The 26058-nt window shown below is 67.8% G+C and carries 23 protein-coding genes; 9 read left to right on the top strand and 14 right to left on the bottom strand.

Translation table 11 applies throughout. From position 1 onward, the window contains the following. Positions 1-179 precede the first annotated feature (179 nt). Positions 180-1295 (top strand): COX15/CtaA family protein, encoded by a 1116-nt coding sequence (locus LXM64_RS08175; protein WP_234075388.1) that lies wholly within the window; start codon positions 180-182, stop codon positions 1293-1295. An 84-nt stretch (positions 1296-1379) separates the two neighbouring features. Next, positions 1380-1793 (top strand): dinucleotide-utilizing enzyme, encoded by a 414-nt coding sequence (locus LXM64_RS08170; RefSeq protein WP_234075387.1) that lies wholly within the window; start codon positions 1380-1382, stop codon positions 1791-1793. Positions 1794-1871: 78 nt separating this feature from the next. On the opposite strand, the gene LXM64_RS08165 is transcribed toward LXM64_RS08170, so the two are convergent. Then, positions 1872-2792 carry a heme o synthase gene (locus LXM64_RS08165; RefSeq protein WP_234075386.1) on the bottom strand — a complete coding sequence of 307 codons (921 nt, stop codon included), beginning with the start codon at positions 2790-2792 and terminating at the stop codon, positions 1872-1874. A gap of 146 nt (positions 2793-2938) precedes the next feature. Here LXM64_RS08165 and tkt point away from each other — a divergent pair, with 146 nt between their 5' ends. The 6 genes from tkt to pgl are packed head-to-tail and all read left to right on the top strand — an operon-like array spanning position 2939 to position 11067. Continuing rightward, positions 2939-5038, top strand: a complete 2100-nt coding sequence (tkt, locus tag LXM64_RS08160) for a transketolase (protein ID WP_234075385.1) — start codon at positions 2939-2941, stop codon at positions 5036-5038. Between the two features lie 20 nt (positions 5039-5058). Further along, positions 5059-6165: a transaldolase gene (gene tal / locus LXM64_RS08155; RefSeq protein ID WP_234075384.1), complete on the top strand. Its 1107-nt coding sequence runs from the start codon at positions 5059-5061 to the stop codon at positions 6163-6165. After that, positions 6162-7787, top strand: a complete 1626-nt coding sequence (locus LXM64_RS08150) for a glucose-6-phosphate isomerase (protein WP_234075383.1) — start codon at positions 6162-6164, stop codon at positions 7785-7787. Before tal ends, LXM64_RS08150 begins: the two co-directional genes overlap by 4 nt. Before the next feature lie 13 nt (positions 7788-7800). Continuing rightward, a complete protein-coding gene (gene zwf / locus LXM64_RS08145) occupies positions 7801-9351 on the top strand; it encodes a glucose-6-phosphate dehydrogenase (protein WP_234075382.1) in 1551 nt (516 codons plus the stop codon). Next, the gene (locus LXM64_RS08140; protein WP_137417056.1) at positions 9348-10274 is read left to right on the top strand and encodes a glucose-6-phosphate dehydrogenase assembly protein OpcA; all 927 of its coding nucleotides are present in this window, start codon (positions 9348-9350) and stop codon (positions 10272-10274) included. The genes zwf and LXM64_RS08140 overlap by 4 nt, the downstream gene beginning before the upstream one ends. A gap of 13 nt (positions 10275-10287) precedes the next feature. Then, positions 10288-11067, top strand: coding sequence for a 6-phosphogluconolactonase (gene pgl, locus LXM64_RS08135; RefSeq protein ID WP_234075381.1), 780 nt, complete (start codon positions 10288-10290; stop codon positions 11065-11067). A 55-nt stretch (positions 11068-11122) separates the two neighbouring features. Here the strand turns inward: pgl and LXM64_RS08130 are convergent, their stop codons facing one another. From LXM64_RS08130 to LXM64_RS08080, 11 genes are all read right to left on the bottom strand, one after another. Continuing rightward, positions 11123-11479 (bottom strand): RNA polymerase-binding protein RbpA, encoded by a 357-nt coding sequence (locus LXM64_RS08130; RefSeq protein WP_137417058.1) that lies wholly within the window; start codon positions 11477-11479, stop codon positions 11123-11125. A 2-nt stretch (positions 11480-11481) separates the two neighbouring features. Beyond that, complete coding sequence (gene secG / locus LXM64_RS08125; RefSeq protein ID WP_137419120.1) at positions 11482-11733, bottom strand: preprotein translocase subunit SecG; 252 nt, start codon at positions 11731-11733, stop codon at positions 11482-11484. 108 nt (positions 11734-11841) lie between these two features. After that, complete coding sequence (gene tpiA, locus LXM64_RS08120; protein ID WP_137417059.1) at positions 11842-12630, bottom strand: triose-phosphate isomerase; 789 nt, start codon at positions 12628-12630, stop codon at positions 11842-11844. Next, positions 12621-13835: a phosphoglycerate kinase gene (locus LXM64_RS08115; RefSeq protein ID WP_234075380.1), complete on the bottom strand. Its 1215-nt coding sequence runs from the start codon at positions 13833-13835 to the stop codon at positions 12621-12623. The genes tpiA and LXM64_RS08115 overlap by 10 nt, the downstream gene beginning before the upstream one ends. A gap of 8 nt (positions 13836-13843) precedes the next feature. Next, positions 13844-14848: a type I glyceraldehyde-3-phosphate dehydrogenase gene (gene gap / locus LXM64_RS08110; RefSeq protein ID WP_137417061.1), complete on the bottom strand. Its 1005-nt coding sequence runs from the start codon at positions 14846-14848 to the stop codon at positions 13844-13846. Positions 14849-14995: 147 nt separating this feature from the next. After that, positions 14996-15622, bottom strand: coding sequence for a superoxide dismutase (locus LXM64_RS08105; RefSeq protein ID WP_137417062.1), 627 nt, complete (start codon positions 15620-15622; stop codon positions 14996-14998). A 129-nt stretch (positions 15623-15751) separates the two neighbouring features. Continuing rightward, a complete protein-coding gene (whiA, locus tag LXM64_RS08100) occupies positions 15752-16729 on the bottom strand; it encodes a DNA-binding protein WhiA (RefSeq protein WP_234075379.1) in 978 nt (325 codons plus the stop codon). A gap of 41 nt (positions 16730-16770) precedes the next feature. Continuing rightward, complete coding sequence (gene rapZ / locus LXM64_RS08095; RefSeq protein ID WP_137417064.1) at positions 16771-17652, bottom strand: RNase adapter RapZ; 882 nt, start codon at positions 17650-17652, stop codon at positions 16771-16773. A gap of 27 nt (positions 17653-17679) precedes the next feature. Then, complete coding sequence (gene uvrC / locus LXM64_RS08090; protein ID WP_234075378.1) at positions 17680-19593, bottom strand: excinuclease ABC subunit UvrC; 1914 nt, start codon at positions 19591-19593, stop codon at positions 17680-17682. Positions 19594-19595: 2 nt separating this feature from the next. Further along, complete coding sequence (gene uvrA / locus LXM64_RS08085) at positions 19596-22493, bottom strand: excinuclease ABC subunit UvrA (protein WP_419144862.1); 2898 nt, start codon at positions 22491-22493, stop codon at positions 19596-19598. A 76-nt stretch (positions 22494-22569) separates the two neighbouring features. Beyond that, positions 22570-23004: a MarR family winged helix-turn-helix transcriptional regulator gene (locus LXM64_RS08080; RefSeq protein ID WP_234075376.1), complete on the bottom strand. Its 435-nt coding sequence runs from the start codon at positions 23002-23004 to the stop codon at positions 22570-22572. A 31-nt stretch (positions 23005-23035) separates the two neighbouring features. Here LXM64_RS08080 and LXM64_RS08075 point away from each other — a divergent pair, with 31 nt between their 5' ends. Next, positions 23036-23275, top strand: coding sequence for a hypothetical protein (locus LXM64_RS08075; protein ID WP_137417067.1), 240 nt, complete (start codon positions 23036-23038; stop codon positions 23273-23275). 72 nt (positions 23276-23347) lie between these two features. Here LXM64_RS08075 and uvrB read toward each other — a convergent pair whose 3' ends face one another. Both uvrB and coaE read right to left on the bottom strand, forming a co-directional pair. Then, positions 23348-25414, bottom strand: a complete 2067-nt coding sequence (gene uvrB / locus LXM64_RS08070) for an excinuclease ABC subunit UvrB (RefSeq protein WP_137417068.1) — start codon at positions 25412-25414, stop codon at positions 23348-23350. Between the two features lie 37 nt (positions 25415-25451). After that, positions 25452-26048: a dephospho-CoA kinase gene (coaE, locus tag LXM64_RS08065; RefSeq protein WP_234075374.1), complete on the bottom strand. Its 597-nt coding sequence runs from the start codon at positions 26046-26048 to the stop codon at positions 25452-25454. Positions 26049-26058: the final 10 nt, after the last annotated feature.

Genomic DNA, 26058 nt, shown 5'->3' with positions numbered 1-26058 from the left:
GCCCCGTCGAGTCTGCGGGGACGAACGCCGCTCTCGGGCCCTCATCATGGGCGCTCACGTGGCGCCTAAACTGTTGTCGATGCACCCTGCGCGAAGCGCGGCATCGCAACAACCACGATTCTACAGGTTCCCCCTGACTTCCGGGCCGCGTCCGGGGTCCGGAACGGGCCGGAGGACACATGCCCGCTCGCACCGTTCTGCCCACATCCGATCGCGTCTCGGGGGGGTCCGGGATCGTGGTGCGACGACCACTGCGCGCCCTTGCGTGGCTCTCGTTCCTGACTGAGGTCATCATCATCGGGACCGGCGGAGCGGTGCGGCTGACCGGGTCGGGGCTGGGGTGCTCGGAGTGGCCGCTGTGCACACCGGACTCCCTCGTCCCCCTGCCCGAGCAGGGCATCCATGGCGTCATCGAGTTCGGCAACCGGACCATGACGGGTGTCGTGGGAATCGTCGCGGTGGCCGTGGTCCTGCTGACGCTCTTCGCGATCGCGGGTCGCCCCGCCGTGATGCGCGCACTCGCGTTCGCCGGCGGAGGGATCCTCCTCGCGGTCCCCGCCTACGCGCTGGCGGCAGCACTTGACCTGCCGGCCTTCGGTTTCGCCTCGGGTGCGCTCCTGGTCGCCGTCATCGCCGCGGCGATCGACGCCGGGCGACGACTTCCTCGACGTCGAGACCTCTCGACGCTCGCATGGATCGTTCTGGCGGGAGTGATGGCGCAGGCCGTCGTGGGCGGGTTCGCGGTGCTCACCGATCTGAACCCCTTCCTCGTGGGGTTCCACTACACGTGCTCCTTGCTGTTGGTGTGCGTCGCTGCGGCGTACCTGGTGCGACTCGACGCGACCGCGGGCCCGCGCGAGCGCGTCGTGCCCCGGTGGTTCCAGATGGGAACGCACGCAACCGGGTTGGTGCTGGCCGTGACGATCCTCTTCGGCGTGCTCACCACGGGCTCGGGACCCCACTCGGGCGACGCCAACGTGATCCGCGACGGATTCGACGCGACGATCCTCGCCCACATCCACGCCTGGCCCGGCTACGTTCTCGCGGCGCTCGTACTCGCGCTCACGATCAGCGCCTGGGTGCTGCGGCTCCCCCCGCGGCGCTGGCTCCTCGTGCTCGTCATCGCCATCGCCGTGCAGGTGACCGTCGGAGTGTGGCAGGCGCGCGAGGGACTCCCCGAGCTCCTCGTAGGCATCCACATGGTCCTCGCCTCACTCTCCGCGGCTGCCTACACGGTCGTCGTCCTTCACCTGAAGAGGCCGGTCGCACAGGAGGATTCCTCAGCAGACGCATAGGCGCGTCATCGGGCGCACCTCGATTCACCCGCGAGGGTGGCCAGGTCGCGGCAACCGTTGCCGCGCGTTCGAGGAGTGATCCACATGACGACCCGTCCCCGCCTGTCCCGCAGCATCCCGTTCTGGGGGCTCATCGCAGGCTCCGCCGCCGCCGTCGGCTTCGGTGCCTGGCTCACGATCGACAAGATCTCGATCATGACCTCCACCCTCACCGACGGCAGTGCGACCGGCGTCGAGGTGTACGCCGGCCAGGCGTGGGCCCTGTTCGGTGCCGTCATCGCCGGCGCGGGCCTCGTCGGCCTCGTCGCCGCTCTGGCGCTCGGCGCGGCACGCAGTCTCGTCGCCCCGAAGGTCGACGTCGTCGAGACCATCACGTGGCAGGACGAGGCAGAGCCGTCGGATGCCGAGACGGCATCCGACGTCCCCGCAGACCCCGCTGCGTCATCCGAGCCGCAGAGCGACGTCCCGGCATCCGCGGAGCAGCCGATCACTCGCTGATCCGGCGACGCTCACGCGCAACGAGAACCCCCCGGCCCCTTCTTGCGGGCCGAGGGGTTCTCGCGTGTCAGGACGCGATCAGAACGGCAGCAAGGGATCGACCGCGATGGCGACGAAGAGCAGCGTCAGATAGGAGATGGATGCGTGGAACACCCGCATCGGGCGCGGTTCGGTGCCGCGCACCGCGCGCGCATAGAGACGGTGCGATTCGTAGAGGAACCAGCCACCGAAGACGAGCGCGGACACCGAGTAGACCATGCCCATCGACGCGACCGGGATCAGCAGCAGCGAACAGGCCACGGTCGCCCAGGCATAGAGGATCACCTGCAGCCCGACCTGGGAGCCGGACCGGGTGGCCCCGAGCATCGGCACGTCGACGTTCTCGTACTGGTCCTTGTACTTCATCGACAGCGGCCAGTAGTGCGGCGGGGTCCACAGGAAGATCAGGACGAAGAGGATGAGCGGGGTCCACGACAGGGAACCCGTGACGGCGGACCAGCCGATGACGACCGGGAAGCAGCCCGCGATGCCTCCCCACACGATGTTCTGCTCCGTTCGCCGCTTGAGCAGGATCGTGTAGATGACGACGTAGAAGAAGATGGCGCCCGCCGACAACGCGGCGGCGAGCCAGTTCGTGGTCAGAAGCAGCCAGACGGTCGACACGACCGCCAGGGTCCAGGCGAAGATCAGCGCGCCGCGCGGCGAGACCTCGCCGGTCACGAGAGGCCGATTGACCGTACGCTGCATGTGCGCGTCGATGTCCCGATCGAGGTACATGTTGAACGCTGCCGCGGAACCCGCGCTCAGCGATCCGCCGATGACCGTCGCCAGGACCAGCCAGAGATTCGGCAGTCCATCCTGCGCCAGGATCATCACCGGCACGGTCGTCACGAGCAGGAGCTCGAGCACGCGCGGCTTCGTCAAGGTGATGTAGGCGCGCACCGTCCGACCCATCGAAGGACGGACGGCGGATGCGGGCTCGCCCTGGCTCGTCGTCATGATGTCCATCTGCTGCGTTGTCGCCCCTCGTCAAGCTCCAGACCAGTCTATGCTGAAACCACACGCGCGCCTGCCGTGGTCGTGGCCCTCCCGGGCCGGACTCATCGGCCCTCTGCGGCGCACTCCTCTTTGTGAAAGGCGGTCCCGTGGCCGATTTGCGTTGGGATGAGATTGATGCACGCGCCGTGGACACGGCCCGCATCCTCGCGGCGGATGCAGTGGAGAAGGTGGGCAACGGTCATCCCGGCACCGCGATGAGCCTCGCCCCCGCCGCCTACCTGCTCTACCAGCGGGTGCTGCGCCACGATCCCGCCGACCCGCACTGGATCGGCCGCGACCGTTTCATCCTCTCCGTGGGGCACTCCTCGCTCACGCAGTACGTGCAGCTGTACCTCGGCGGATTCGGTCTCGAGCTGAACGACCTCGAGTCGCTGCGCACGTGGGGATCGTTGACTCCGGGGCACCCGGAGTACGGCCACACCAAGGGCGTCGAGATCACGACGGGCCCGCTGGGTCAGGGTCTCGCGTCCTCCGTCGGCTTCGCCTACGCCGCCCGTTACGAGCGCGGCCTGTTCGACCCCGAGGCACCGGCAGGCACCTCTCCCTTCGACCACTTCGTCTATGTGATCGCCGGAGACGGAGACCTGCAGGAAGGCGTGACGAGCGAGGCTTCCTCACTCGCCGGACACCAGCAGCTCGGCAACCTCGTCGTGATCTACGACTCCAACCAGATCTCCATCGAGGACGACACCAACGTCGCCTTCACAGAGGACGTCGCCGCGCGCTACGAGGCCTACGGGTGGCAGGTCCAGACCGTGGACTGGAAGAAGACGGGCCAGTACGTCGAGGACGTCGCCGAGCTCTACGCCGCCATCGAGCGCGCGAAGGGCGAGACCGACAAGCCGTCGCTGATCATCCTCAAGACGATCATCGGCTGGCCCTCGCCCGGCAAGCAGAACAGCGGCAAGATCCACGGCGCAGCGCTGGGTGCCGATGAGCTGGCCGCCACCAAGAAGGTCCTCGGGTTCGATCCGGAGGAGAACTTCGCCGTGGCCGACGACGTCATCGCCCACACGCGCGAGCTCGTGAAGCGCGGTGAGGAGGCGAAGGCCGAGTGGCAGCAGGCGTTCGACGCCTGGGCCGCCGCCAACCCTGAGCGCAAGGCGCTTCTCGACCGCCTCGAGGCACGGGAGCTCCCCGCCGACATCGCCGACGCCCTCCCGATCTTCGAAGCGGGCAAGGACGTCTCCACCCGCGCCGCCAGCGGCCAGGTCATCAACGCCCTCGCCGCGAAGCTGCCCGAACTCTGGGGCGGTTCGGCCGACCTGGCCGAGTCGAACCTCACCACGATCAAGGATGCGCGCTCGTTCATCCCGAAGGAGTGGTCGACGCACGAGTGGACCGGCTCGCCCTACGGCCGCGTCCTGCACTTCGGCATCCGCGAGCACGCCATGGGTGCGATCCTCAACGGCATCGTGCTGCACGGACCGACGCGTCCGTTCGGCGGTACGTTCTTGATCTTCAGTGACTACATGCGCCCGCCCGTGCGGCTGGCCGCGCTGATGAACATCCCGACGGTCTTCGTCTGGACGCACGACTCGGTCGCCCTCGGCGAGGACGGACCCACCCACCAGCCGATCGAGCAGCTGGCGACGCTGCGCGCCATCCCGAACTTCTCGATGGTCCGCCCCGCCGACGCTAACGAGACCGCCGTCGTCTGGCTCGAGATGCTGCGCCGCACGGCGGGCCCCTCGGGTATCGCGCTGACCCGCCAGAACATCCCGGTGTTCGAGCGCGGTGACGGTGCCGCATCCGGCGATGTCTTCGCCTCGGCGGACAACGCCGTCAAGGGCGCCTACGTTCTGGCCGAGGCTCCCGGCGGCACCCCCGACGTGCTGCTGATCGCCACCGGTTCGGAAGTGCAGCTGGCCGTCGAGGCCCGCGCGACTCTCGCCCAGGAGGGCGTCTCGGCGCGTGTCGTCTCGGTGCCTTCGCTCGAGTGGTTCGCCGAGCAGGACGCCGAGTACCGTGAATCCGTCCTGCCGTCTTCTGTGAAGGCGCGCGTGTCGGTCGAGGCCGGCTCCGCACTCACCTGGCAGGGAATCGTGGGCGACGCCGGTCGCTCGGTGGCCATCGAGCACTTCGGTGCCTCCGCTGACTACAAGACGCTGTTCCAGAAGTTCGGGATCACCACCGAAGCCGTCGTCACCGCCGCCCGCGAGTCCATCGCCGCGGCAGCCGAGTAAGTACGAGGAGAAGCAACAAAATGAGCACCCCTACCGAACAGCTCGCTGCGGCGGGCGTCAGCATCTGGCTCGACGACCTCTCGCGTGAGCGCATCACCACGGGCAACCTCAGCGCGCTGATCTCTGACCGCACGGTCTCCGGTGTGACCACCAACCCGACGATCTTCGCCGGCGCTCTCTCGAAGGGCGAGGCGTACGCCGAGCAGGTCGCCACCCTCGCCGCTGCCGGTGCGGACGTCGACACGGCGATCTTCGAGATCACGACGGACGACGTGCAGGCAGCGTCGGACATCTTCCGCCCCGTGTACGACGCCACGAATGGTGTCGATGGGCGCGTGTCGATCGAGGTCTCCCCCGACCTCGCCCACGACACCGCTGCGACCGTGGCCCAGGCCAAGGAACTGTGGGCCAAGGTCGACCGCCCCAACGCGCTGATCAAGATCCCCGCGACCAAGGCGGGGCTGCCGGCGATCACCGAGGTCATCGGCGCAGGCATCTCGGTCAACGTCACGCTCATCTTCAGCCTGGAGCGCTACGCCGCTGTCATCGACGCGTACCTGTCCGGGCTCGAGAAGGCGCGTGACGCGGGCATCGACATCTCCGGCCTGCAGTCGGTGGCGTCGTTCTTCGTCTCGCGTGTGGACACCGAGGTGGACAAGCGCCTGAAGGCCATCGGCACCGACGAGGCGACCGCGCTTCTGTCGCAAGCGGGTCTCGCCAACGCGCGCCTCGCGTACGAGCTGTTCGAGCGAGAGTTCGGATCTCCCCGTGCGCAGGCCCTGCTCGAGGCCGGCGCGAATCTGCAGCGCCCGCTCTGGGCCTCGACGGGAGTCAAGGATCCCGCCCTGCCCGACACGCTGTATGTGACCGAACTCGTCGCAGCCGGCACGGTCAACACCATGCCCGAGAAGACGCTCGAGGCCACGTTCGACCACGGCGTCATCGAGGGCGACACCATCACGGGCAACATCGACGCGGCTCACACCTTCTTCGACCAGCTCGCCGCGGTGGGCGTCGACTTCGCCGACGTCACCCAGACGCTCGAGGACGAGGGCGTCGAGAAGTTCATCGTGTCCTGGCACGAGCTGCAGGAGACGGTGGAGACGGCGCTCAAGGCCGCGCGATGAGCTTCGACATCCACGTCAGCGGCGACGTCCGCGACGTGGTCGAGGCGGAGCTCCCCGCGCTCGTCGACTCTCTGATCGCCTCCGGCATCACGGCCGGCGACCCGGACCTCTGGGGTCCGGGCGCCGCCGCGGATGCCGCCGGGCGACTCGGCTGGGTGCAGGCCGTCACCGTGTCCCGGCCGCTGGTCGAGGAGATCGTGACGCTTCGCGAGGTTCTGCGCGCCGACGGTGTCACCCGTATCGTGCTGGCCGGAATGGGCGGCTCGTCCCTCGCTCCAGAAGTGATCGCCGCCACGGCGGGTGTCCCCCTTGTCGTCCTGGACTCCACCGCCCCCGGTGAGGTCGCGGCCGCCATCGGCGGCGACGCCGAGGCCGGCGGTCTCGCGCAGACCGCTCTCGTCGTGTCGTCGAAGTCCGGCTCCACGATCGAGACGGACTCCGCCAAGCGCGCGTTCGAGGCGGCCTACCGCGCAGCGGGAATCGACCCGGCGAGCCGCATCGTCGTCGTCACGGACCCCGGTTCGCCGCTCGCCGAGTCCGCTGATGCCGACGGCTACCGTCTTTTCACCGCAGACCCCACCGTCGGCGGGCGCTATTCGGCGCTGACCGCATTCGGGCTCGTACCTGCGGGTCTCGCCGGTGTGGACATCGACGAGCTGCTCAACGAGGCCGAGGCGACGCTTCTCGAGGTCGCCATCGACGATCCTCGCAATCCCGCGCTCGTCCTCGCGGCGGCCATCGCCGGTGGCGGTGCTGCGCGCAAGGACAAGCTGGGCCTGATCACCGACGGCACCCATATCGTGGGCCTGCCGGGGTGGATCGAGCAGCTCGTCGCGGAATCGACCGGTAAGAACGGCACCGGCATCCTGCCCGTCGTCCTGCTCCCGGTCTCCCCCGAGGTCGAGGACACCCCCGCCGACCTGCGGCTGCTGCGCCTCGTCGACGACGTGCGCCATGATCACCTGTTCGAGCACCACCGCGGTGAGATCCTCGTCGCCGGGTCCCTCGGCGCGCAGTTCGTCGTGTGGGAGTACGCGACGGCGATCGCCGGGCGGATGCTGAGCATCAATCCCTTCGATCAGCCGGATGTGGAAGCCGCGAAGGTGGCCGCTCGCGCCCTCTTGGACAACCGCCCCGAGCCCACCCCCGCCGTCTTCGAGCAGGACGGCATCGAGGTCCGAGTGTCCGACCCGTCGCTCGCGGCCAGCGGCACGTTGAGCGGAGTCCTCGATGCCCTCTGGGCCCGTATTCCCGAGAACGGATACGTGGCGCTGCAGGCATACGTCGACCGGCGAGACCTCGCGCCGATCGAGGGGCTTCGTGAGCTCGTCGCTGCCGACTCCGCGCGCCCCACGACCTTCGGGTGGGGTCCACGGTTCTTGCACTCCACCGGTCAGTACCACAAGGGCGGTCCCGCCAACGGTGTGTTCCTGCAGATCTTGCAGCATCCCCGCACCGATCTGGCCATCCCCGGCCGTCCCTTCACCTTCGGCGAACTGATCGCCGCGCAGGCCGCCGGCGATGCATCCGTGCTGTCCGACGAGCACGCGCGCCCGGTCGTCACGCTCACCCTCGTCGACGCGCAAGCCGATGTGCTCGCGCTGTTCGATGCCGCCCAGTAGGAGAACATTCTCGATGACTGCCGAGATCTCGCGGGGGCACAACCCCCTCCGCGACCCGGATGACCGACGCCTCAGTCGGATCGCTGGCCCCAGCGCCCTCGTGATCTTCGGCGTGACAGGCGACCTGTCCCGCAAGAAGCTCATGCCGGCCGTATACGACCTCGCCAACCGCGGTCTGCTGCCGCCCGGGTTCGGACTGGTCGGATTCGCTCGCCGCGACTGGGAGGACGAGGACTTCGCCGAGGTCGTCCGCGACGCGGTGAAGCAGTACGCGCGCACCGAGTTCCGGGACGAGACATGGGAGCAGCTGCTACAGGGCATCCGCTTCGTGCAGGGTCAGTTCGACGACCTGGATGCGTTCCGTCGCCTTCGCGAGACCGTCGAGAAGCTCGATGTGGAACGCGGCACGATGGGCAACCACGCGTACTACCTGTCGATCCCGCCGCGCGACTTCCCGATCGTCGCGGAACAGCTCAAGGCGTCCGGCCTCGTCGACGACACCGCCGACGGCGCGGACCGCTGGCGCCGAGTGGTGATCGAGAAGCCCTTCGGCCACGACCTCGAGTCGGCTCGTGAACTGAACGACGTCGTGCGCTCCGCCTTCCCCGCCGATTCGATCTTCCGCATCGACCACTACCTGGGTAAGGAGACGGTCCAGAACATCCTGGCGCTGCGCTTCGCGAACGAGCTCTACGAGCCCATCTGGAACCGCAACTACGTCGATCACGTTCAGATCACGATGGCTGAAGACATCGGAGTGGGCGGGCGAGCCGGCTACTACGACGGGATCGGCGCCGCGCGCGACGTCATTCAGAACCACCTGCTCCAGCTCCTCGCGCTCACGGCCATGGAAGAGCCCATCACCTTCGACGCTGCGCAGCTGCGCGCCGAGAAGGAGAAGGTGCTCGCAGCGGTGACGCTGCCCGATGATCTGTCCACGGCCACCGCGCGCGGACAGTACGCCGGTGGCTGGCAGGGCGGCGAGAAGGTGCTCGGCTTCCTCGAGGAAGACGGCATGGCCGCCGACTCGACGACCGAGACCTATGCCGCCATCAAGCTCGACATCAACACGCGCCGGTGGGCAGGTGTCCCGTTCTATCTGCGTGCCGGGAAGCGCCTCGGTCGCCGGGTGACCGAGATCGCCGTCGTCTTCAAGCGTGCCCCCGAGCATCTGTTCGGTCGCAGCCAGACCGATGGCCTCGGCCAGAACGCGCTGGTGATCCGGGTGCAGCCCGATGAGGGCGTCACCATCCGTTTCGGATCCAAGGTTCCGGGTGCCGACATGCAGGTGCGCGACGTGACGATGGACTTCGGCTACGGCCACGCTTTCACCGAAGCGAGCCCCGAAGCCTATGAGCGTCTCATCCTCGACGTGCTCCTGGGCGATCCGCCGTTGTTCCCCCGCCATGAAGAGGTGGAGCTCAGCTGGAAGATCCTCGACCCGATCGAGAAATTCTGGTCGGAGCAGTCCGGCCCGCTCGAACAGTACTCCCCCGGTTCATGGGGACCGCAGTCCGCGGACGATCTGCTCGCCCGCGATGGTCGCACCTGGAGGCGCCCGTGATCATCGATCTGCCCGACACCACCGTCAGCAAGATCTCCCGCGCCCTGGTCAACGTCCGCGAAGAGGGCGGGGCGGTCGCACTCGGCCGCGTCCTGACGCTCATCATCGCGACGCGCCGCGGCATCGAGGAGGAGGCGATCGAAGCGGCGAACGACGCGTCCCGCGAGCACCCCATGCGGGTCATCGTGCTGATGCTCGACAACCCGAAGGCGGAGCCGCGCTTGGATGCGGAGATCCGTGTCGGCGGCGACGCCGGTGCGAGCGAGGTCATCCTCCTGCACGCGCACGGGCCCGCGGGCTCGAACGCCGAGAGCCTGGTGACCGGTCTCCTCCTTCCCGACGCCCCCGTCGTCGCGTGGTGGCCCGCGGATACTCCTGAGGTCCCCTCCCGCTCCGATATCGGCAAGATCGCGCAGCGCCGCATCACCGACGCGGCGATGCAGAGCGACCCGCACGAGTGGGTGCTGAACCTCGGCGGACACTATGCACCCGGCGACACCGATCTCGCCTGGACCCGCCTCACCCGCTGGCGTGAGCAGCTCGCGGCGGTGTTGGACCAGCCTCCCTACGAGCCGATCACCGCCGTGGAAGTCCTGGGAGGCGGCGACTCGCCTTCCACTCCCCTCCTGGCGGCCTGGCTCCGTCTTCAGCTGAAGGTCGACGTGACCTGGCGCTATCTGGACAGCGACGAATGGGCAAGCGGCATCAAGTCCGTGCGGCTCACGCGTGCCAGTGGAGACATCGTGCTCGAACGCCCCGATGCGCTGACGGCAGTACTGACGCAGCCGGGACAGCCCAGTCACGAGTTGGCCTTCCCACGGCGGTCCCTGCGCGAATGCCTGGCCGAGGAGCTGCGACGACTGGATGCCGACCTGTTGTACGGTCGCGTCGTCACCGAGGGCAGTGCCCTCATCGAGCACTGATACGAGGAGCATGATGCCCGAGGTCACCGAGAAGCAGGTCGTCGTCCGCTCGGACCCCGATCGGATCGCGCGCGCTGTGGCCCGTCGCCTCCTCAGTCGGATCGCGAAGCGTGTCATGGAAGGGAAGCCGGCCCACATCTCGTTGACCGGCGGGTCGATGGGGGGGCGCGTTCTCGCGGCTGTCGCCGAGAACCCGCGGTGCCACGAAGTCGACTGGTCTCTCGTCCACTTCTGGTGGAGTGATGAGCGTTTCGTCCCGCGCGGATCCGAGGACCGCAACGACGCCGAGGCGTTCGTCGCTCTGCTCGATCGCATCCCGGTCCCGGCGGAGAACGTGCACACCATGGCCGCGAGCGACGACGGTCTCAGTATCGAGGATGCGGCTGCGGCCTACGAGGCCGAGCTCGCCCGGTTCGCGGATCCGACCGTCGGCGCATGGCCGTCGTTCGACGTCTGCTTCCTCGGGGTCGGTCCGGACGCGCACATCGCTTCGCTCTTCCCCGATCGTGGCGAGATCCAGGTGACCGATCGCGCGGCGCTGGCCGTCCGCGATGCGCCGAAGCCTCCTCCAGAGCGGATCACCGTGACCCGGCCGGTGATCAACTCCGCCAAGCGCGTGTGGCTGGTTCTCGTCGGCCCCGACAAGGCGTCCGTCCTCGGCCTCGCTCTTGCGGGCGCCAGTTATCAGAGCGTTCCCGCTGCCGGTGCGAAGGGACGCAAGCGCACCGTCTTCTTCGTCGATGAGGCTGCCGCAGCGAAGGTGCCGCCCGAGCTGATCGACAGCGACTACTGACGACATGAGAGGAGCCTCGGTCGATGACCGGGGCTCCTCTCATGTCAGCGGTGGATCAGTCCTGGCCGCGGCGCTCGCGCAGCTTGTGAAGCGCCTCATCGAGGAGCTGTTCGGCCTCGTCGTCCGTGCGACGCTCCTTCACGTAGGCGAGGTGTGTCTTGTAGGGCTCGGGCTTGGCCAGGGCGGGCGGGTTCGCCTGGTCGCGGCCGGCCGGAAGACCCGAATGCGGCGAGTCGATCGTGTCCGGGATCTCCTCCTCGGCGATGCCGGCGGCGAAGTAGCGCACCGTCTCGTTTCCGAGGGCATCCCAGTACGACACGGCCACGCGGTCGGCGTGATAGCCATGGTCCTGCTCACCCATAGGTCCCGCGCCCACGCGGGTACCCCGGATCGCGTTTCCCCCGGTCGCCATGATCAGACCAGTCCGGTGAACTTGGTGACCAGGCCGAGGGCCACGATCGAGATGAACCAGACGAGCGCGAGAACGATCGTGAAGCGGTTCAGATTGCGCTCGGCGAGGCCCGAGGAGCCCAGGGATGAACTCATACCGCCTCCGAACATGTCGGACAGTCCGCCACCGCGCCCCTTGTGGAGCAGGATCAGCAGCGTCAGCAGCAGGCTCGTGATGCCGAGAAGCACCTGGAGCACGAACTCGAGGATCTGCACTGTGTTCGTCACCCTTCTTGGCGATCCCGAGATCGCACAAGGTACAAGTATAGCCATCGGGCCGACCTGAGCCGTGAGACGGGGCCGCGCCCCGTCTCACGGCCGAGATCAGACCCCGACGTGCTTCTGGTAGCGGATGATCGCCGCGAACTCTTCGGCGACCAGGCTGGCACCACCCACGAGCGCGCCGTCCACGTCGGGCTGACGCATGAACGTGGCGATGTTGCTGGACTTCACGGAGCCGCCGTACAGGACACGGGTGCGCCGACCGGCCTCCTCGCCCAGTACCTCGGCCACGACACCGCGGAGCGTCGCGCACACATCCTGCGCCTGCTCGGGCGTAGCAGCCTGGCCGGAGCCGATGGCCCAGACGGGCTCGTACGCGACGACCACGTCGGCATCGGCCGAAATGCCCTCGAGAGCGACCCGCAGCTGCCCGACCGGCACGGCGCTCGCGCCGAACTTCTCCAGGTCCTCCGCCGTCTCGCCGACGCAGATGACCGGGCTCAGTCCGTGGCGGAGGGCCGCCTGCACCTTGGCGGCGACGACCTCGTCCGTTTCGTTGTGGTACTCACGACGCTCGGAGTGACCGATGATCACGTACTTCGCGTCGAGCTTGGCCAGGAAGGCACCGGAGATCTCGCCCGTGTAGGCGCCCGAGTCGTGCGTCGACAGGTCCTGCGCGCCGAGGGCGAACGGGATCTTGTCGGCGTCGATCAGCGTCTGCACCGTGCGCAGATCCGTGAACGGCGGGAAGACGGCGACCTCGACGCTGTCCTGCTCGTGCTTCGCGTCCTTCAGAGTCCAGTAGAGCTTCTGAACGAGCGCGACCGCCTGCAGGTGGTCGAGATTCATCTTCCAGTTGCCCGCGATGAGCGGGGTACGTGTCACTGCCATCCGAGGACCTCCAGTCCGGGAAGCTTCTTGCCCTCGAGGAACTCGAGGCTGGCGCCACCGCCGGTGGAGATGTGGCCGAACTGATCGTCACGGAAGCCGAGCTGGCGGACCGCCGCGGCGGAGTCTCCCCCGCCCACGACCGACAGTCCGTCGACCTCCGTCAGCGCCTTCGCGACCGCGCGGGTGCCGTCGGCGAACGCCGCCATCTCGAACACGCCCATCGGCCCGTTCCAGAACACGGTCTTGCTCGCAGCGATCACCGCCGCAAACGTCTTCGCCGTCTCCGGTCCGATGTCCAGGCCCAGACCGGAGGCGCCGAACGGGGTGTCTTCCAGGGCGTCGACCGCGGCCACCACGTGATCCGCATCGGCCGAGAAGGATGCCGCCACGACAGCATCCACCGGAAGGACGATCTTCACGCCACGCTCCTCGGCAGCGGCCAGGTAGCCCTTGACCGTGTCGATCTGGTCCTTCTCGAGCAGGCTCGCACCCACCTTGTGGCCGAGGGCCGCGAGGAAGGTGAACATCATGCCTCCGCCGACGAGCAGCGTATCCACGCGGGGCAGGAGATGCTCGATGACGCCGAGCTTGTCGCTCACCTTCGACCCGCCGAGCACGACCGCGTACGGCCGCTCGGGGTTCTCGGTCAGGCGGTCGAGGACGTCGACCTCCTTCTCGATCAGCAGGCCCGCAGCCGAGGGCAGGAGCTCCGCGAGCTCGTAGACGCTGGCCTGCTTGCGGTGCACGACACCGAACCCGTCGGAGACGAGAGCGTCACCGAGCGCGGCGAGCTCCTGCGCGAAGGCGCGACGCTCACCCGCATCCTTCGAGGTCTCTCCGGGGTTGAAGCGGAGGTTCTCGATGATGGCGACGTCGCCGTCGGCGAGCGAGGCAACCGCCTCCTGCGCCGAGACGCCGACGGTGTCGCGTGCGAAGGCGACGGGCTTTCCGAGAAGCTCGGACAGGCGCTGCGCGACCGGCTCGAGGCTGTACTTCGGGTTGGGTTCGCCGTCAGGACGCCCCAGATGGGAGCAGACGACGACACGGGCGCCCTGATTGATCAGGGCGTTGAGGGTCGGCAGCGTAGCCCGCACGCGACCGTCGTCCGTGATGACCCCGTCCTTGAGAGGAACGTTGAGGTCAGCACGGACGACGACGCGGCGGCCTGCGAGCGACCCCAGCGAATCGAGGGTGCGCAGTGCCATGGTGTGGATCAGAGACGCTCGGCGACGTACTCGGTCAGGTCGACGAGACGGTTGGAGTAACCCCACTCGTTGTCGTACCAGCTCGAGAGCTTCACCTGGTTGCCGATGACGCGCAGCAGGCCGGCGTCGAAGATCGACGAGTGCGGGTCGGTGACGATGTCGCTCGAGACGATCTCGTCCTCGGTGTACTTGAGGATGCCCTTGAGGGGACCCTCGGCCGCGGCCTTGTACGCGGCCTTGATCTCGTCGACCGTGACCTCGCGCGACGCCTCGACCGTGAGGTCGGTGATGGACCCGGTGGGCACGGGCACGCGCAGCGCGAACCCGTCGAGCTTGCCCTTGAGCTCGGGCAGCACCAGGCCGATGGCCTTCGCGGCGCCCGTGGAGGTCGGGACGATGTTGATCGCGGCGGCGCGCGCGCGACGCAGGTCGCTGTGGGGGCCGTCCTGCAGGTTCTGGTCGGCCGTGTAGGCGTGGACCGTGGTCATGAGACCGCGCTCGATACCGAAGTTGTCGTTGAACACCTTCGCCAGCGGGGCGAGGCAGTTCGTGGTGCACGACGCGTTCGAGATGATGACGTCGGTCTCGGGGTTGTAGTCGCCCTCGTTGACGCCCATGACGATGGTGACGTCGTCACCGGTCGCGGGGGCCGAGATGAGAACCTTCTTCGCGCCGCCGGCGATGTGCTTCTTGGCGTCTTCCGCCTTGGTGAAGCGGCCGGTGGACTCGATGACGATGTCGACACCCAGCTCGCCCCAGGGGAGGTTGGCGGGGTCGCGCTCAGCGAGCACCTTGATCTTGTGACCACCGACGGTGATCGAGTCTTCGTCGTACGTGACCTCTGCGTCCAGACGACCCGTGATGGAGTCGTACTTGAGCAGGTGAGCCAGAGTCTTGTTGTCGGTGAGGTCGTTCACCGCCACGATGTCCAGGTCCGCACCCTGCGCGAGCGCTGCGCGCAGGTAGTTGCGTCCGATGCGGCCGAAGCCGTTGATGCCGATCTTGACAGACACGGTGTCTCCCGTTTTCTCGTCGCGCCGCAGCGCCTTTTCCATCCCGGGTTGTCCTCCCGGGGTGAGCCATGCGTGGGTGCGCATCGACTCGGAGAGGGGGATGCCGGAGCCCCCGCACGGCGAGGGCTCCGAGGCATCCTCACCTGATCATGACCCTACCAGCAGGCCTGCCGTCTTCTCTCGCGCCGTAACAAAGCGGGACTGGACGTTGGACCAGTCGGCGATGTTCCAGAACGCCTTCACGTAGTCGGCGCGGACGTTCTTGTAATCGAGGTAGTACGCGTGCTCCCAGACGTCCAGCAGCAGGAGCGGAACGCTGCCCGCGGCGAACTGCGACTGCTGGTCGAAGAACTGCTGGATGATGAGGTTCTCACCGATCGAATCCCAGAACAGACCCGCCCAGCCCGAGCCCTGCACGCCGAGAGCCGCCGCCGTGAAGTGGGCCTGGAACTTGTCGAACGACCCGAAGTGGTCGTCGATGGCGGCCTCGAGCTCGCCGGTCGGCTTGTCGCCGCCGTTGGGCGAGAGGTTCGTCCAGAAGATCGAGTGGTTGGTGTGACCGCCGAGGTTGAACGCGAGGTCCTTCTCGAGCTTGTTCACGTTCGCGAGGTTTCCGCTGTCGCGGGCCTCCGCCAGCTGCTCCAGCGCGGTGTTCGCGCCGGTGACGTAGGCCTGGTGATGCTTGCTGTGGTGCAGCTCCATGATCGTCGCGCTGATGCTCGGCTCAAGCGCGGCATAGTCGTAAGGGAGCTCGGGCAGCGTGTACTTCGCCATGTTCTCTTCCTCCTGTCGGGCGCAGCGCCGAACGCCTCGGCGATGCGGGGATGACGCCTTCATCCTACTGAGGGAGAACCGCGCCAGGCAGGGGTTGATTCCTTGGATGACGACTGCGCGTGGGACTGATCAGTCCTTGGCGGCGGCGGGCACGGCGGACTCGGTGTCCGGCAGTCCCTCGGTCTCGGCCTTCTTGTCGGCCATCGCGAGCAGACGGCGGATGCGGCCGGCGACGGCATCCTTGGTCAACGGCGGGTCGGCGTGGTGGCCGAGCTCGTCCAGGCTCGCATCGCGGTGCGCGAGACGGAGCTCGCCGGCCGCGCGCAGATGCTCGGGCACGGTGTCCCCGAGGATCTCGAGCGCGCGCTCGACGCGCGCGCACGCGGCTACGGCGGCCTGAGCGGAGCGGCGCAGGTTGGCGTCGTCGAAGTTCACGAGGCGGTTGACCCCCGCACGCACCTCGCGACGCTGCCGCAACTGCTCCCACTCCTGAGCGGCACGACGCGCGCCCATCTCGTGCAGCACGGCGCGGATCGCATCGCCTTCGCGAACGACCACGCGCGGGAGGCCGCGCACCTCGCGCGCTTTGGCGGCGATCCCGATGCGGTGGGCGGCGCCCACCAGGGCCATCGCGGCCTCACCGGACGGACACGCGATCTCGAGCGCCGCGGAGCGGCCGGGGTCGCTGAGGCTCCCCGCCGCGAGGAACGCACCCCGCCAGATCGCCGCGAGGTCGTGGCGAGCACCCGTGGTGAGGCGGTTCGGCAACCCGCGCACCTGGCGGCGGCGCTGGTCGAGCAGACCCGTCTGACGGGCGAGGGTCTCACCGCCGTCGATCACACGCACCGCATACGTGGTCCCCGGACGTCCGGAAGTCCCCTGCACGTGTGCGAGCTCGGGCCGCACACCGTACAGGTCGACCAATTCGCGGGCCACACGTCGCGCGAGGGCCTCGGAATCGACCTCCGCCTCGACGGCGACGCGACCCGCGATCGCGTGAAGCCCACCGGCGAACCGCAGGATGGCGGTCAACTCGGCCACTCGGGCACTCGGACGCGGATCGCGACCGGCGATCAGTTCGGCCTTCACATCGGCGGTCAGCGGCACGGTACTCCTTGTGGGAATGGGGAACGGGACGACGTTCCAGCCTACTCTCGCCCCAGGTCCCGATGTGTGACGCCGACGGCCACATCCGGCATCTCGGACAATCGTGCAGCGATCTCCCGCGCCATGACGACGGACCGGTGCTTGCCGCCCGTGCAGCCGATCGCGATGATCGAGTGCCGCTTGTTCTCCCGCTGATACCCGGCGATGACGGGAGCCAACGCCGCCGTGTACGCGTCCAGGAACTCGCGCGCTCCGGGCTGCGAGAGCACGAAGTCGCGCACAGCCTCGTCCTCGCCGGTGAGCGAGCGCAGCTCGTCGGTCCAGTACGGATTGGGCAGGAAGCGCATATCGGCGACGAGATCCGCATCCACCGGAAGGCCGTACTTGAACCCGAAGCTCATGACCGAAACGGTGTGCAACGGACTTCCCTCGGCGGAGAACAGCTCGGCCACTCGCGTGGTGAGCTGGTGGATGTTGTACGACGAGGTGTCGATGATCAGATCGGCGCTCTCGCGCAACGGCGCCAGGCGCTGACGCTCGCGGTGGATCCCATCGACGATCGTCCCCGTGCTCTGCAGCGGATGCGGCCGCCGCACGGCCTCGAACCTCCGCACCAGCACCTCGTCGCTGGCGTCGAGGAAGACGATGCGCAGCCGTCGATGCGCGCGAAGAGCGTCGGCGATCTCGGGCACGCGCCCGAACAGCTCCCGCCCGCGTACGTCCACGACCACGGCGACTCGTGGAACCGCGCCCCCGGCCAGCTCTGACAGCTCGAGCAACGGACGCAGCATCTGGGGCGGGAGGTTGTCGACCACGTACCAATCGAGGTCTTCAAGAGCGTTCGCGACGGTCGAGCGCCCCGCGCCCGACATGCCGGTGACGATCAGCACCTCGCCGGTGTTCGCCGTGTCCGGGTCCGTCATCCGTCTCCCCTGTTCGCCTCGCCCAGACTATCGACTCGTCAGGTGCTCATGCACGGCCGTCGCGAGCTTCGGCCCGATGCCGGGGAGTTCGGCGATCTGCTCCACGGTCGCTCCGCGCAGTGCCGTGACCGAGCCGAAGTGACGAAGCAGGGCCCGGATGCGCGCGGCACCGAGACCGGGCACCTCCTCCAGCACACTGGAGATGTCCCGGCGACGGCGTTTGCGCTGGTGCGTGATCGCGAACCGGTGCGCCTCGTCGCGAAGGCGCTGAACGAGATAGAGCGCCTCGGAGGTACGGGGCAGGATGACGGGATACTCCTCCCCGGGCAGCCAGATCTCCTCCAGTCGCTTGGCGATGCCGCACAGCGCGATCTCGGTGTGACCGGACTCCTCGAGCGCCCGTGCAGCGGCCGCGACCTGGGGCTGGCCGCCGTCCACGATCAGCAGTTGGGGCGGGTAGGCGAACCTCGGACGCTTGCGCACGGTCGCGACTTCGCCGTCGGCGGATGCCTGTTCGGCATCGATCGCCGCGGCGGCGATCTCGATGTCGTCGGCGTCCTCGGGCCGATCGAGGTGGGCGAGGCGGCGGGTCAGGACCTGGTACAGCGAGTCCGTGTCGTCCGTCGTCTCCGCGACCGAGAAAGACCGGTACTGGTCCTTGCGCGGCAAGCCGTCCTCGAACACGACCATGGACGCCACCACGTTGGTGCCGGCAAGATGCGAGACGTCGAAGCACTCGATGCGCAACGGCGCCGTCGCGAGCCCCAGCGCCTCCTGGAGGTCGGTCAACGCCTGCGTCCGGGCGACGTAGTCGCTCGTGCGCCGGGTCTTGTGGAGCATGAGCGCCTGCTGCGCGTTGAGGGTCGCGGTGCGCATAAGATCGGCTTTGCCGCCGCGCTGGGCGACTTGGATCGTGACGTTCTTGCCGCGCTTGTCCCGCAACCACTGCTCGAGTTCGGCCACGTCGTCCGGAAGGGCCGGCACGAGCACCTGCTTCGGGATGTCGGTGGCGGCCGCATCCCCGTACGTCCGCTGGAGAACCTGGTCCACGAGCTCGGCGCCGGAGATATCGATCTCCTTCTCGATCGTGGTCGCGCGCACACCGCGCACGCGTCCACCCCGGACGACGAAATGCTGCACCGCGGCGGCCAACTCGTCCTCGGCGATGCCGAAGAGATCGGCATCCGTGTCGTCGGAGAGCACCAACGCGCTCTTGCCCAGCACGGCCTCGATCGCTTGCAGTTTGTCGCGGTACCCGGCGGCAGCCTCGTAGTCCATCGCTGCGGCGGCCTCGCGCATCCGGGCGGTCAGGGCCCGAGCGAAGCGCTGATCTCCGCCGGCCATGAAGGCGATGAAGTCGTCGACGATCGCGCGATGCTCCTCGATCGTGACCTTCATGGAGCACGGACCGCCGCAGCGGCCGATCTGCCCGGGGAAGCAGGGGCGTCCCGTCGCCATCGCCTTCTTGTACGACGCATCCGAACACGTCCGGATCGGGAAGACCTTGATCATCAGGTCGATCACGTCGTGGACGGCCCAGACCTTCGGATACGGCCCGAAGTACTTGGCGCCCTTGATCCGACGGTTGCGCGTGACGATGACCCGTGGCGCCTCATCCGCCAGGGTGATCGCCATGTACGGGTAGGACTTGTCGTCCTTGTAACGCACGTTGAACGTCGGCGAGAACTCCTGGATCCACATGTACTCCAGCTGCAACGCCTCGACGTCGCTGCCGACGACGGTCCACTCGACCGATGTCGCGGTCGTGACCATGCGGCGCGTGCGCTCGTGCAGGGTGTGCAGTGGAGCGAAGTAGTTCGACAGCCGCGCGCGCAGGTTCTTCGCCTTGCCGACGTAGAGGATGCGGCCCTCGGCGTCACGGAAGCGATAGACCCCCGGACTCGTGGGGATCTCCCCCTGCTTGGGGCGATAGGGCAGCACGCTCAGCCGGCCTTGCGCTGCTCGGCGACGCCCAGCACCTCCGCGAGGAACGCGCCGGTGTGGCTCTCGGTCACCTGGGCGACCTGCTCCGGCGTGCCGGTCGCAACGATCGTCCCCCCGCCGGAGCCCCCCTCGGGGCCGAGGTCGATCACCCAGTCGGCCGACTTGATCACGTCGAGGTTGTGCTCGATCACGATGACGGTGTTGCCCTTGTCGACGAGGCTGTTCAGCACCTCGAGGAGTCGACTCACATCTTCGAAGTGCAGTCCCGTCGTCGGCTCGTCGAGCACGTAGATGCTGCGCCCGTTCGAGCGGCGCTGAAGCTCGGTCGCGAGCTTCACCCGCTGCGCCTCACCGCCCGACAGCGTCGTGGCGGACTGCCCGAGACGGACGTATCCGAGTCCCACATCGACGAGCGTCTTGAGATAGCGATGGATGGCCTGGATCGGCTCGAAGAACTCCGCCGCCTCGGCGATCGGCATCTGCAGGACCTCGGCGATGTTCTTGCCCTTGTAGTGCACCGTGAGCGTGTCGCGGTTGTAGCGCTGACCGTGGCACACCTCGCAGTCGACGTACACGTCGGGAAGGAAGTTCATCTCGATCTTGATCGTTCCGTCACCGGAGCACGCCTCACAGCGCCCTCCCTTGACGTTGAAGCTGAAGCGTCCGGCCTGATAGCCGCGCGCCTTGGCTTCGAGGGTCTCCGCGAACAGCGTCCGGATGCGGTCGAACACGCCCGTGTAGGTGGCCGGGTTCGACCGCGGCGTACGACCGATCGGGGCCTGATCGACGTGCACGACCTTGTCCAGGTTCTCCAGACCGGTCACCCGCGTGTGCTTGCCGGGAACGCGGCGCGCCCCGTTGAGCCGCGACGCGAGCACCTCGTAGAGGATTCCGTTGACAAGCGACGACTTGCCGGAGCCGCTGACGCCGGTGACGGCGGTCAGCACGCCCAGGGGGAATGTCGCCGTGACGTTCTTGAGGTTGTTCTCGCGCGCGCCCACGACCGAGATCTGGCGCTTCTTGTCGATCTTGCGACGCTTGGTCGGCACGGCGATGGAGCGTCGACCGGAGAGGTAGGCAGCGGTGAGCGACTCGGGTTCCTCGAGGAGCTGCGGGTACGTGCCGGAGTGCACCACGCGTCCGCCCTCGACGCCCGCGCGCGGGCCGATGTCGACGATCCAGTCCGCAGCCTGAATGGTCTCCTCGTCGTGCTCGACGACGATGAGCGTGTTACCGAGGTTCTTGAGCGCCAGCAGCGTCTCGATGAGTCGACGGTTGTCACGCTGATGAAGGCCGATCGAGGGCTCGTCGAGCACGTAGAGCACGCCCGTGAGGCCGGAGCCGATCTGCGTCGCGAGCCGGATGCGTTGTGCCTCACCGCCGGAGAGGGAGCCCGCCGCGCGGGACAGACTCAGGTACGTGAGCCCGACCTGAATGAGGAAGTTCAGACGGGCACGGATCTCGCGCAGCACGGCGGCGGCGATCTTCGCCTCTCGATCCGTCAGCTCGAGGCCGTCGAAGAAGCCCTGCGCATCGATGAGGCTGAGGCTGGAGGCGTCGGCGATCGAGTGGCCGTGCACCTTGACCGCGAGCACCTCGGGCTTCAAGCGCGTGCCGTCGCAGACCGGGCACGGAACCTCGCGGAGGTACTCGCCCCACCGCTGACGCGCGCTGTCGGACTCCGCCTGCTGGTACTGACGCTCGATATAGGGAACCACGCCCTCGAACCCCGAGGTGTAGCGCATCTCGCGGCCGTAGCGGTTCTTCCACTTGACGGACACCTTGAAGTTGTCGCCGTGCAGCACCGCATCCTTGACGTCCTGCGGGAGCTTGCGCCAGGGCGTGTCGAGCGAGAATCCGAGGTCGGACGAGAGCCCTTCGAGCAGGCGTTCGTAGTACTGGAACAGCCCCTTGCCCTGGGTCGTCCACGGCACGAGCACACCCTCGCGGATGGAGAGGTCTTCGTCGCCGAGCATGAGCTCGACGTCGACCGACATCCGCGTGCCGAGACCCGAGCAGGTCGGGCACGCGCCGAACGGAGCGTTGAACGAGAACGTCCGCGGCTCGATCTCGGTGAGCTGCAGCGGGTGACCGTTCGGGCACGCGAGCTTCTCGCTGAAGTTCTGCCATGCGTCGTCGCCCTCTTCGTCGACGAAGTTCACCTGCATCACGCCACCCGCGAGACCGAGAGCCGTCTCGACCGAGTCCGTGACGCGCGAGAGGATGTCGGCGCTGGCGACGAGCCGGTCGACGACGACCGCGATGTCGTGCTTGTAGCTCTTCTTCAGCGTGGGCGGCTCGGAGAGCTGGACGAGCTCGCCGTCGACGACGGCCCGCGCGTACCCCTTCGCACTCAGCTCCTTGAAGAGGTCGACGAACTCCCCCTTCTTCTGCGTGACCACGGGCGCCACGATCTGGTACCGCGTGCGCTCGGGCAGCGTCATCAGCTGGTCCGCGATCTGCTGGACCGTCTGACGCTGGATGACCTCGCCGCACTCGGGACAGTGCGGGACACCGATACGCGCCCAGAGCAGGCGCATGTAGTCGTGGATCTCGGTGATCGTGCCGACCGTCGAGCGGGGGTTGCGGTTGGTGGACTTCTGATCGATCGACACCGCGGGACTCAACCCCTCGATGAAGTCGACGTCGGGGCGATCCACCTGTCCCAGGAACTGACGCGCGTACGAACTCAGCGATTCGACGTAACGACGCTGCCCCTCGGCGAAGATCGTGTCGAACGCGAGACTCGACTTGCCGGACCCGGAAAGGCCCGTGAAGACGACGAGGCAGTCGCGGGGGATGTCGAGGTCGACGCCGCGCAGGTTGTGGACCCGGGCGCCACGGACACTGAGAGTTCCGGCGTCGTGGGCGAGTTCGGAGACAGGCGAAATGGGCACCACGCAAGTCTAGGCAGGGCCACGGACACGGGCTCCGAGCTTCGCCGAGAGCGCACGATCGTGTACGGACGCGCGCTCAGAGCTCGGGCCGTCGGCCGGCGAAGGGGGCGAGTGCGTCGCGCAGCGCCGCCAGCTGCGCGGCATCCATGCCCACGCGCGCCATGATCTGCTTCGGCACCCGGACCGCGGCGTCGCGGAGTTCGCGGCCGCCGTCGGTGAGACCGATCTCCAGTACGCGCTCGTCGTCGGCGCGACGCGCGCGGGTGACCCTCCCCTGCGCCTCGAGGCGCTTCAGCAGCGGCGAGAGCGTCGCCGGCTCCATCGCCAGCTCATCGGCCAACTCCCCCAGAGTGCGCGGCGATCGCTCCCACAGGGCGAGCAGCACGAGGTACTGCGGGTGCGTGAGACCGAGCGGTTCCAGCACGGGCCGGTAGATGGCGACGACGTTGCGCGCCGCGGTCACCAGGGCGAAGCAGAGCTGGTTCTCGAGCCGGAGCAGATCGTCGGTCATCGCTCCATCTTACAGATTCATTAGTACACTAATGGTTATGGCACACAACAAACCTCGTCCGCCACTGCGAGAGCGCGTGCGCGAGGCAGGCGGCTGGTACGCCTGGATCAATCGCACCCTGATCCGTGCGGCGGGTCCGGCATCCGTGGGTCCCTACGAGACGGCCCCCGAGCCGGTGCGCACCGAACGCCCGTGCCCGCTGTGCGGCGCGCCGATGTCGACGCACACGTTCGACCGCTCCGGGCCGAAGCCGATCATGCACTGCCCCTGAACGACCGGCGCCCCTCGCGCCACCTGATCGGCCCGCAGCGCGTCGATACACGCAGCCCGCAGCACGCCCCGATCACGCGTGACCGGCGCGCTCCATTGCGCGGAGCTCCTTCTTCAGATCCTGGACCTCGTCACGCAGTCGTGCGGCGAGTTCGAACTTCAGTTCCGAGGCCGCCGCGAGCATCTGATCGGACAGGTCGGAGATCGTCGCTTCTAGCTGCGCAGCGCCTTCGGCCGCGATACCCTCACGGCGCAGATTCGGCGTGGGCGACTTGCCCTTGCCCTTGGGATCGCGAGAGAGCATCGCCTTCGTATCGGCGCCCTCACGGATCAGCGCGTCGGTGATGTCGGCGATCTTCTTGCGCAGGGGCTGCGGGTCGATGCCATTCGCCGTGTTGTACGCGATCTGCTTCTCGCGGCGCCGCTCGGTCTCATCGATCGCGTTCCGCATCGAATCGGTGATCTTGTCGGCGTACATGTGCACCTGGCCGGACACGTTGCGCGCGGCGCGGCCGATCGTCTGGATCAATGATGTTCCGCTGCGCAGGAACCCCTCCTTGTCGGCGTCGAGGATCGATACCAGCGAGACCTCAGGCAGGTCGAGACCCTCGCGCAGCAGGTTGATACCCACGAGCACGTCGTACACGCCAGCCCGCAACTCGCTGAGCAGCTCCACACGTCGCAGCGTGTCGACGTCGGAGTGCAGATACCTCACGCGGACGCCGTGCTCGCCGAGGAAGTCGGTGAGCTCCTCCGCCATCTTCTTGGTCAGCGTCGTCACCAGCACGCGTTCGTCACGCTCCACCCGGAGCCGGATCTCTTCCAGCAGGTCGTCGATCTGCCCCTTGGAAGGCTTGACCACGATCTCGGGGTCGACGAGGCCGGTGGGGCGGATGATCTGCTCCACCACGCCGTCGGCGATACCCATCTCGTACCGACCGGGTGTCGCCGACAGGTAGACCGTCTGGCCGACGCGGTTCTTGAACTCGTCCCACCGCAGCGGACGGTTGTCCATCGCCGAAGGCAGCCGGAAACCGTGCTCCACGAGTGTGCGCTTGCGCGACGCATCGCCCTCGTACATCGCTCCGATCTGCGGCACCGTCACGTGGGACTCGTCGATCACGAGGAGGAAGTCGTCCGGGAAGAAGTCGAGCAGCGTGTGCGGCGGCTCCCCCGGGGCGCGGCCGTCCATGTGCCGCGAGTAGTTCTCGATGCCGGAGCAGAACCCGAGCTGCTGCAGCATCTCGAGGTCGAAAGTCGTGCGCATGCGCAGCCTCTGGGCCTCCAGCAGCTTGCCCTGCGACTCGAACTCCTTCAACCGCTCGGCCAGCTCGGTCTCGATCGTGCCGATCGCGCGCTGCACCACATCCGTCCCCGCGACGTAATGCGACGCGGGGAAGATCGGCACAGAGTCCATCCGCTCGACGATCTCGCCCGTCAGCGGGTGCAGGGTGTACAGCGCCTCGATCTCGTCGCCGAAGAGCTCGATGCGGATGGCGTACTCCTCGTAGACCGGGATGATCTCGATCGTGTCACCGCGGACGCGGAAGTTGCCGCGTGAGAAGTCGACGTCGTTGCGGTTGTACTGCATCGCGATGAACTGCCGGATGAGGGCGTCGCGGTCGTAGCGCTCCCCCACCTGGAGTGCCACCATGGCGCGCAGATACTCCTCGGGTGCACCGAGACCGTAGATGCACGAGACCGTGGAGACCACCACGACGTCCCGTCTGCTGAGCAGGGAGTTCGTGGTGGAGTGACGCAGACGCTCCACCTCGGCGTTGATCGAGGAGTCCTTCTCGATGAACGTATCGGTCTGCGGGACGTACGCCTCAGGCTGGTAGTAGTCGTAGTACGACACGAAGTACTCGACGGCGTTGTGCGGCATGAGCTCGCGGAACTCGTTGGCGAGCTGGGCGGCGAGCGTCTTGTTGTGGGCGAGAACGAGAGTCGGACGCTGCACCTGCTCGATCAGCCAGGCGGTCGTGGCTGACTTTCCCGTGCCTGTGGCGCCCAGCAGCACCACGTCGGTCTCGCCGGCGTTGATACGGGCGGCGAGGTCGGCGATCGCTGCGGGCTGGTCGCCGGAGGGGACATACTCGCTGACGACCTCGAAGGGGCGAACGGATCGTGTGGTCTGCACCATTCCAGCGTAGGCGGGCCCACCGACATCGGGGCGGTCAGCCTCGCAGCCGCTCCCACAGCTCGTCGGTCTGGGCGAGCGTGTCCGCGAGCGAACCCGACGTGTCGATCACCACATCGGCGACCGCGAGGCGCTCCTCGTCCGAGACCTGGGCGTCGATCCGCGCCCGGGCGTCACGCTCGCTCGCGCCGCGCAGCTCCACGAGCCGGCGCTCACGCACCGAGGCCGGCGCGTGGGCGACGACGATCGACTCCCACGGATCGTCGACACGCGCCTCCACCAAGAGCGGCACGTCGTAGACGACCACCGCATCGGGGTCGTCCGCGAAGGCGCGCGCGAATCGTTCGGACGAGGCTCGTCGCACCGCAGGATGCACGATGGCGTTCAGACGTTCCCTCGCCGCCTCATCGGAGAAGACGATGGCGCCCAGTGCGGCACGATCCAGCGAACCGTCGCCCAGGATGACCGCGGGCCCGAACTCGGCCGCGATCCGCTCCAGCACCGGGGAACCCGCCGTCTGCACCTCACGCACGATGGCATCGGCATCGACGACGACCGCGCCGCGCTCGGCGAGACGACGCGCGATGGTCGATTTTCCGGACGCGATCCCGCCGGTGAGTGCGATGAGAGGCATTCCTCGAGCA

It is taken from the genome of Microbacterium binotii (assembly GCF_021398715.1).
GTDB lineage: Bacteria > Actinomycetota > Actinomycetes > Actinomycetales > Microbacteriaceae > Microbacterium > Microbacterium binotii_A.
This window is presented reverse-complemented; position numbering and strand designations above follow the sequence as displayed.

Bases quoted from the DNA above. Each gene is read 5' to 3' on its own strand.
- LXM64_RS08165 (WP_234075386.1), bottom strand. From the start codon at position 2,792: ATGACGACGAGCCAGGGCGAGCCCGCATCCGCCGTCCGTCCTTCGATG.
- tal (WP_234075384.1), top strand. From the start codon at position 5,059: ATGAGCACCCCTACCGAACAGCTCGCTGCGGCGGGCGTCAGCATCTGG.
- LXM64_RS08130 (WP_137417058.1), bottom strand. From the start codon at position 11,479: ATGGCGACCGGGGGAAACGCGATCCGGGGTACCCGCGTGGGCGCGGGA.
- coaE (WP_234075374.1), bottom strand. From the start codon at position 26,048: ATGCCTCTCATCGCACTCACCGGCGGGATCGCGTCCGGAAAATCGACC.
- LXM64_RS08150 (WP_234075383.1), top strand. From the start codon at position 6,162: ATGAGCTTCGACATCCACGTCAGCGGCGACGTCCGCGACGTGGTCGAG.
- zwf (WP_234075382.1), top strand. From the start codon at position 7,801: ATGACTGCCGAGATCTCGCGGGGGCACAACCCCCTCCGCGACCCGGAT.
- LXM64_RS08080 (WP_234075376.1), bottom strand. From the start codon at position 23,004: ATGACCGACGATCTGCTCCGGCTCGAGAACCAGCTCTGCTTCGCCCTG.
- LXM64_RS08105 (WP_137417062.1), bottom strand. From the start codon at position 15,622: ATGGCGAAGTACACGCTGCCCGAGCTCCCTTACGACTATGCCGCGCTT.
- pgl (WP_234075381.1), top strand. From the start codon at position 10,288: ATGCCCGAGGTCACCGAGAAGCAGGTCGTCGTCCGCTCGGACCCCGAT.
- LXM64_RS08175 (WP_234075388.1), top strand. From the start codon at position 180: ATGCCCGCTCGCACCGTTCTGCCCACATCCGATCGCGTCTCGGGGGGG.
- LXM64_RS08075 (WP_137417067.1), top strand. From the start codon at position 23,036: ATGGTTATGGCACACAACAAACCTCGTCCGCCACTGCGAGAGCGCGTG.
- rapZ (WP_137417064.1), bottom strand. From the start codon at position 17,652: ATGACGGACCCGGACACGGCGAACACCGGCGAGGTGCTGATCGTCACC.
- tpiA (WP_137417059.1), bottom strand. From the start codon at position 12,630: ATGGCAGTGACACGTACCCCGCTCATCGCGGGCAACTGGAAGATGAAT.
- LXM64_RS08170 (WP_234075387.1), top strand. From the start codon at position 1,380: ATGACGACCCGTCCCCGCCTGTCCCGCAGCATCCCGTTCTGGGGGCTC.
- LXM64_RS08115 (WP_234075380.1), bottom strand. From the start codon at position 13,835: ATGGCACTGCGCACCCTCGATTCGCTGGGGTCGCTCGCAGGCCGCCGC.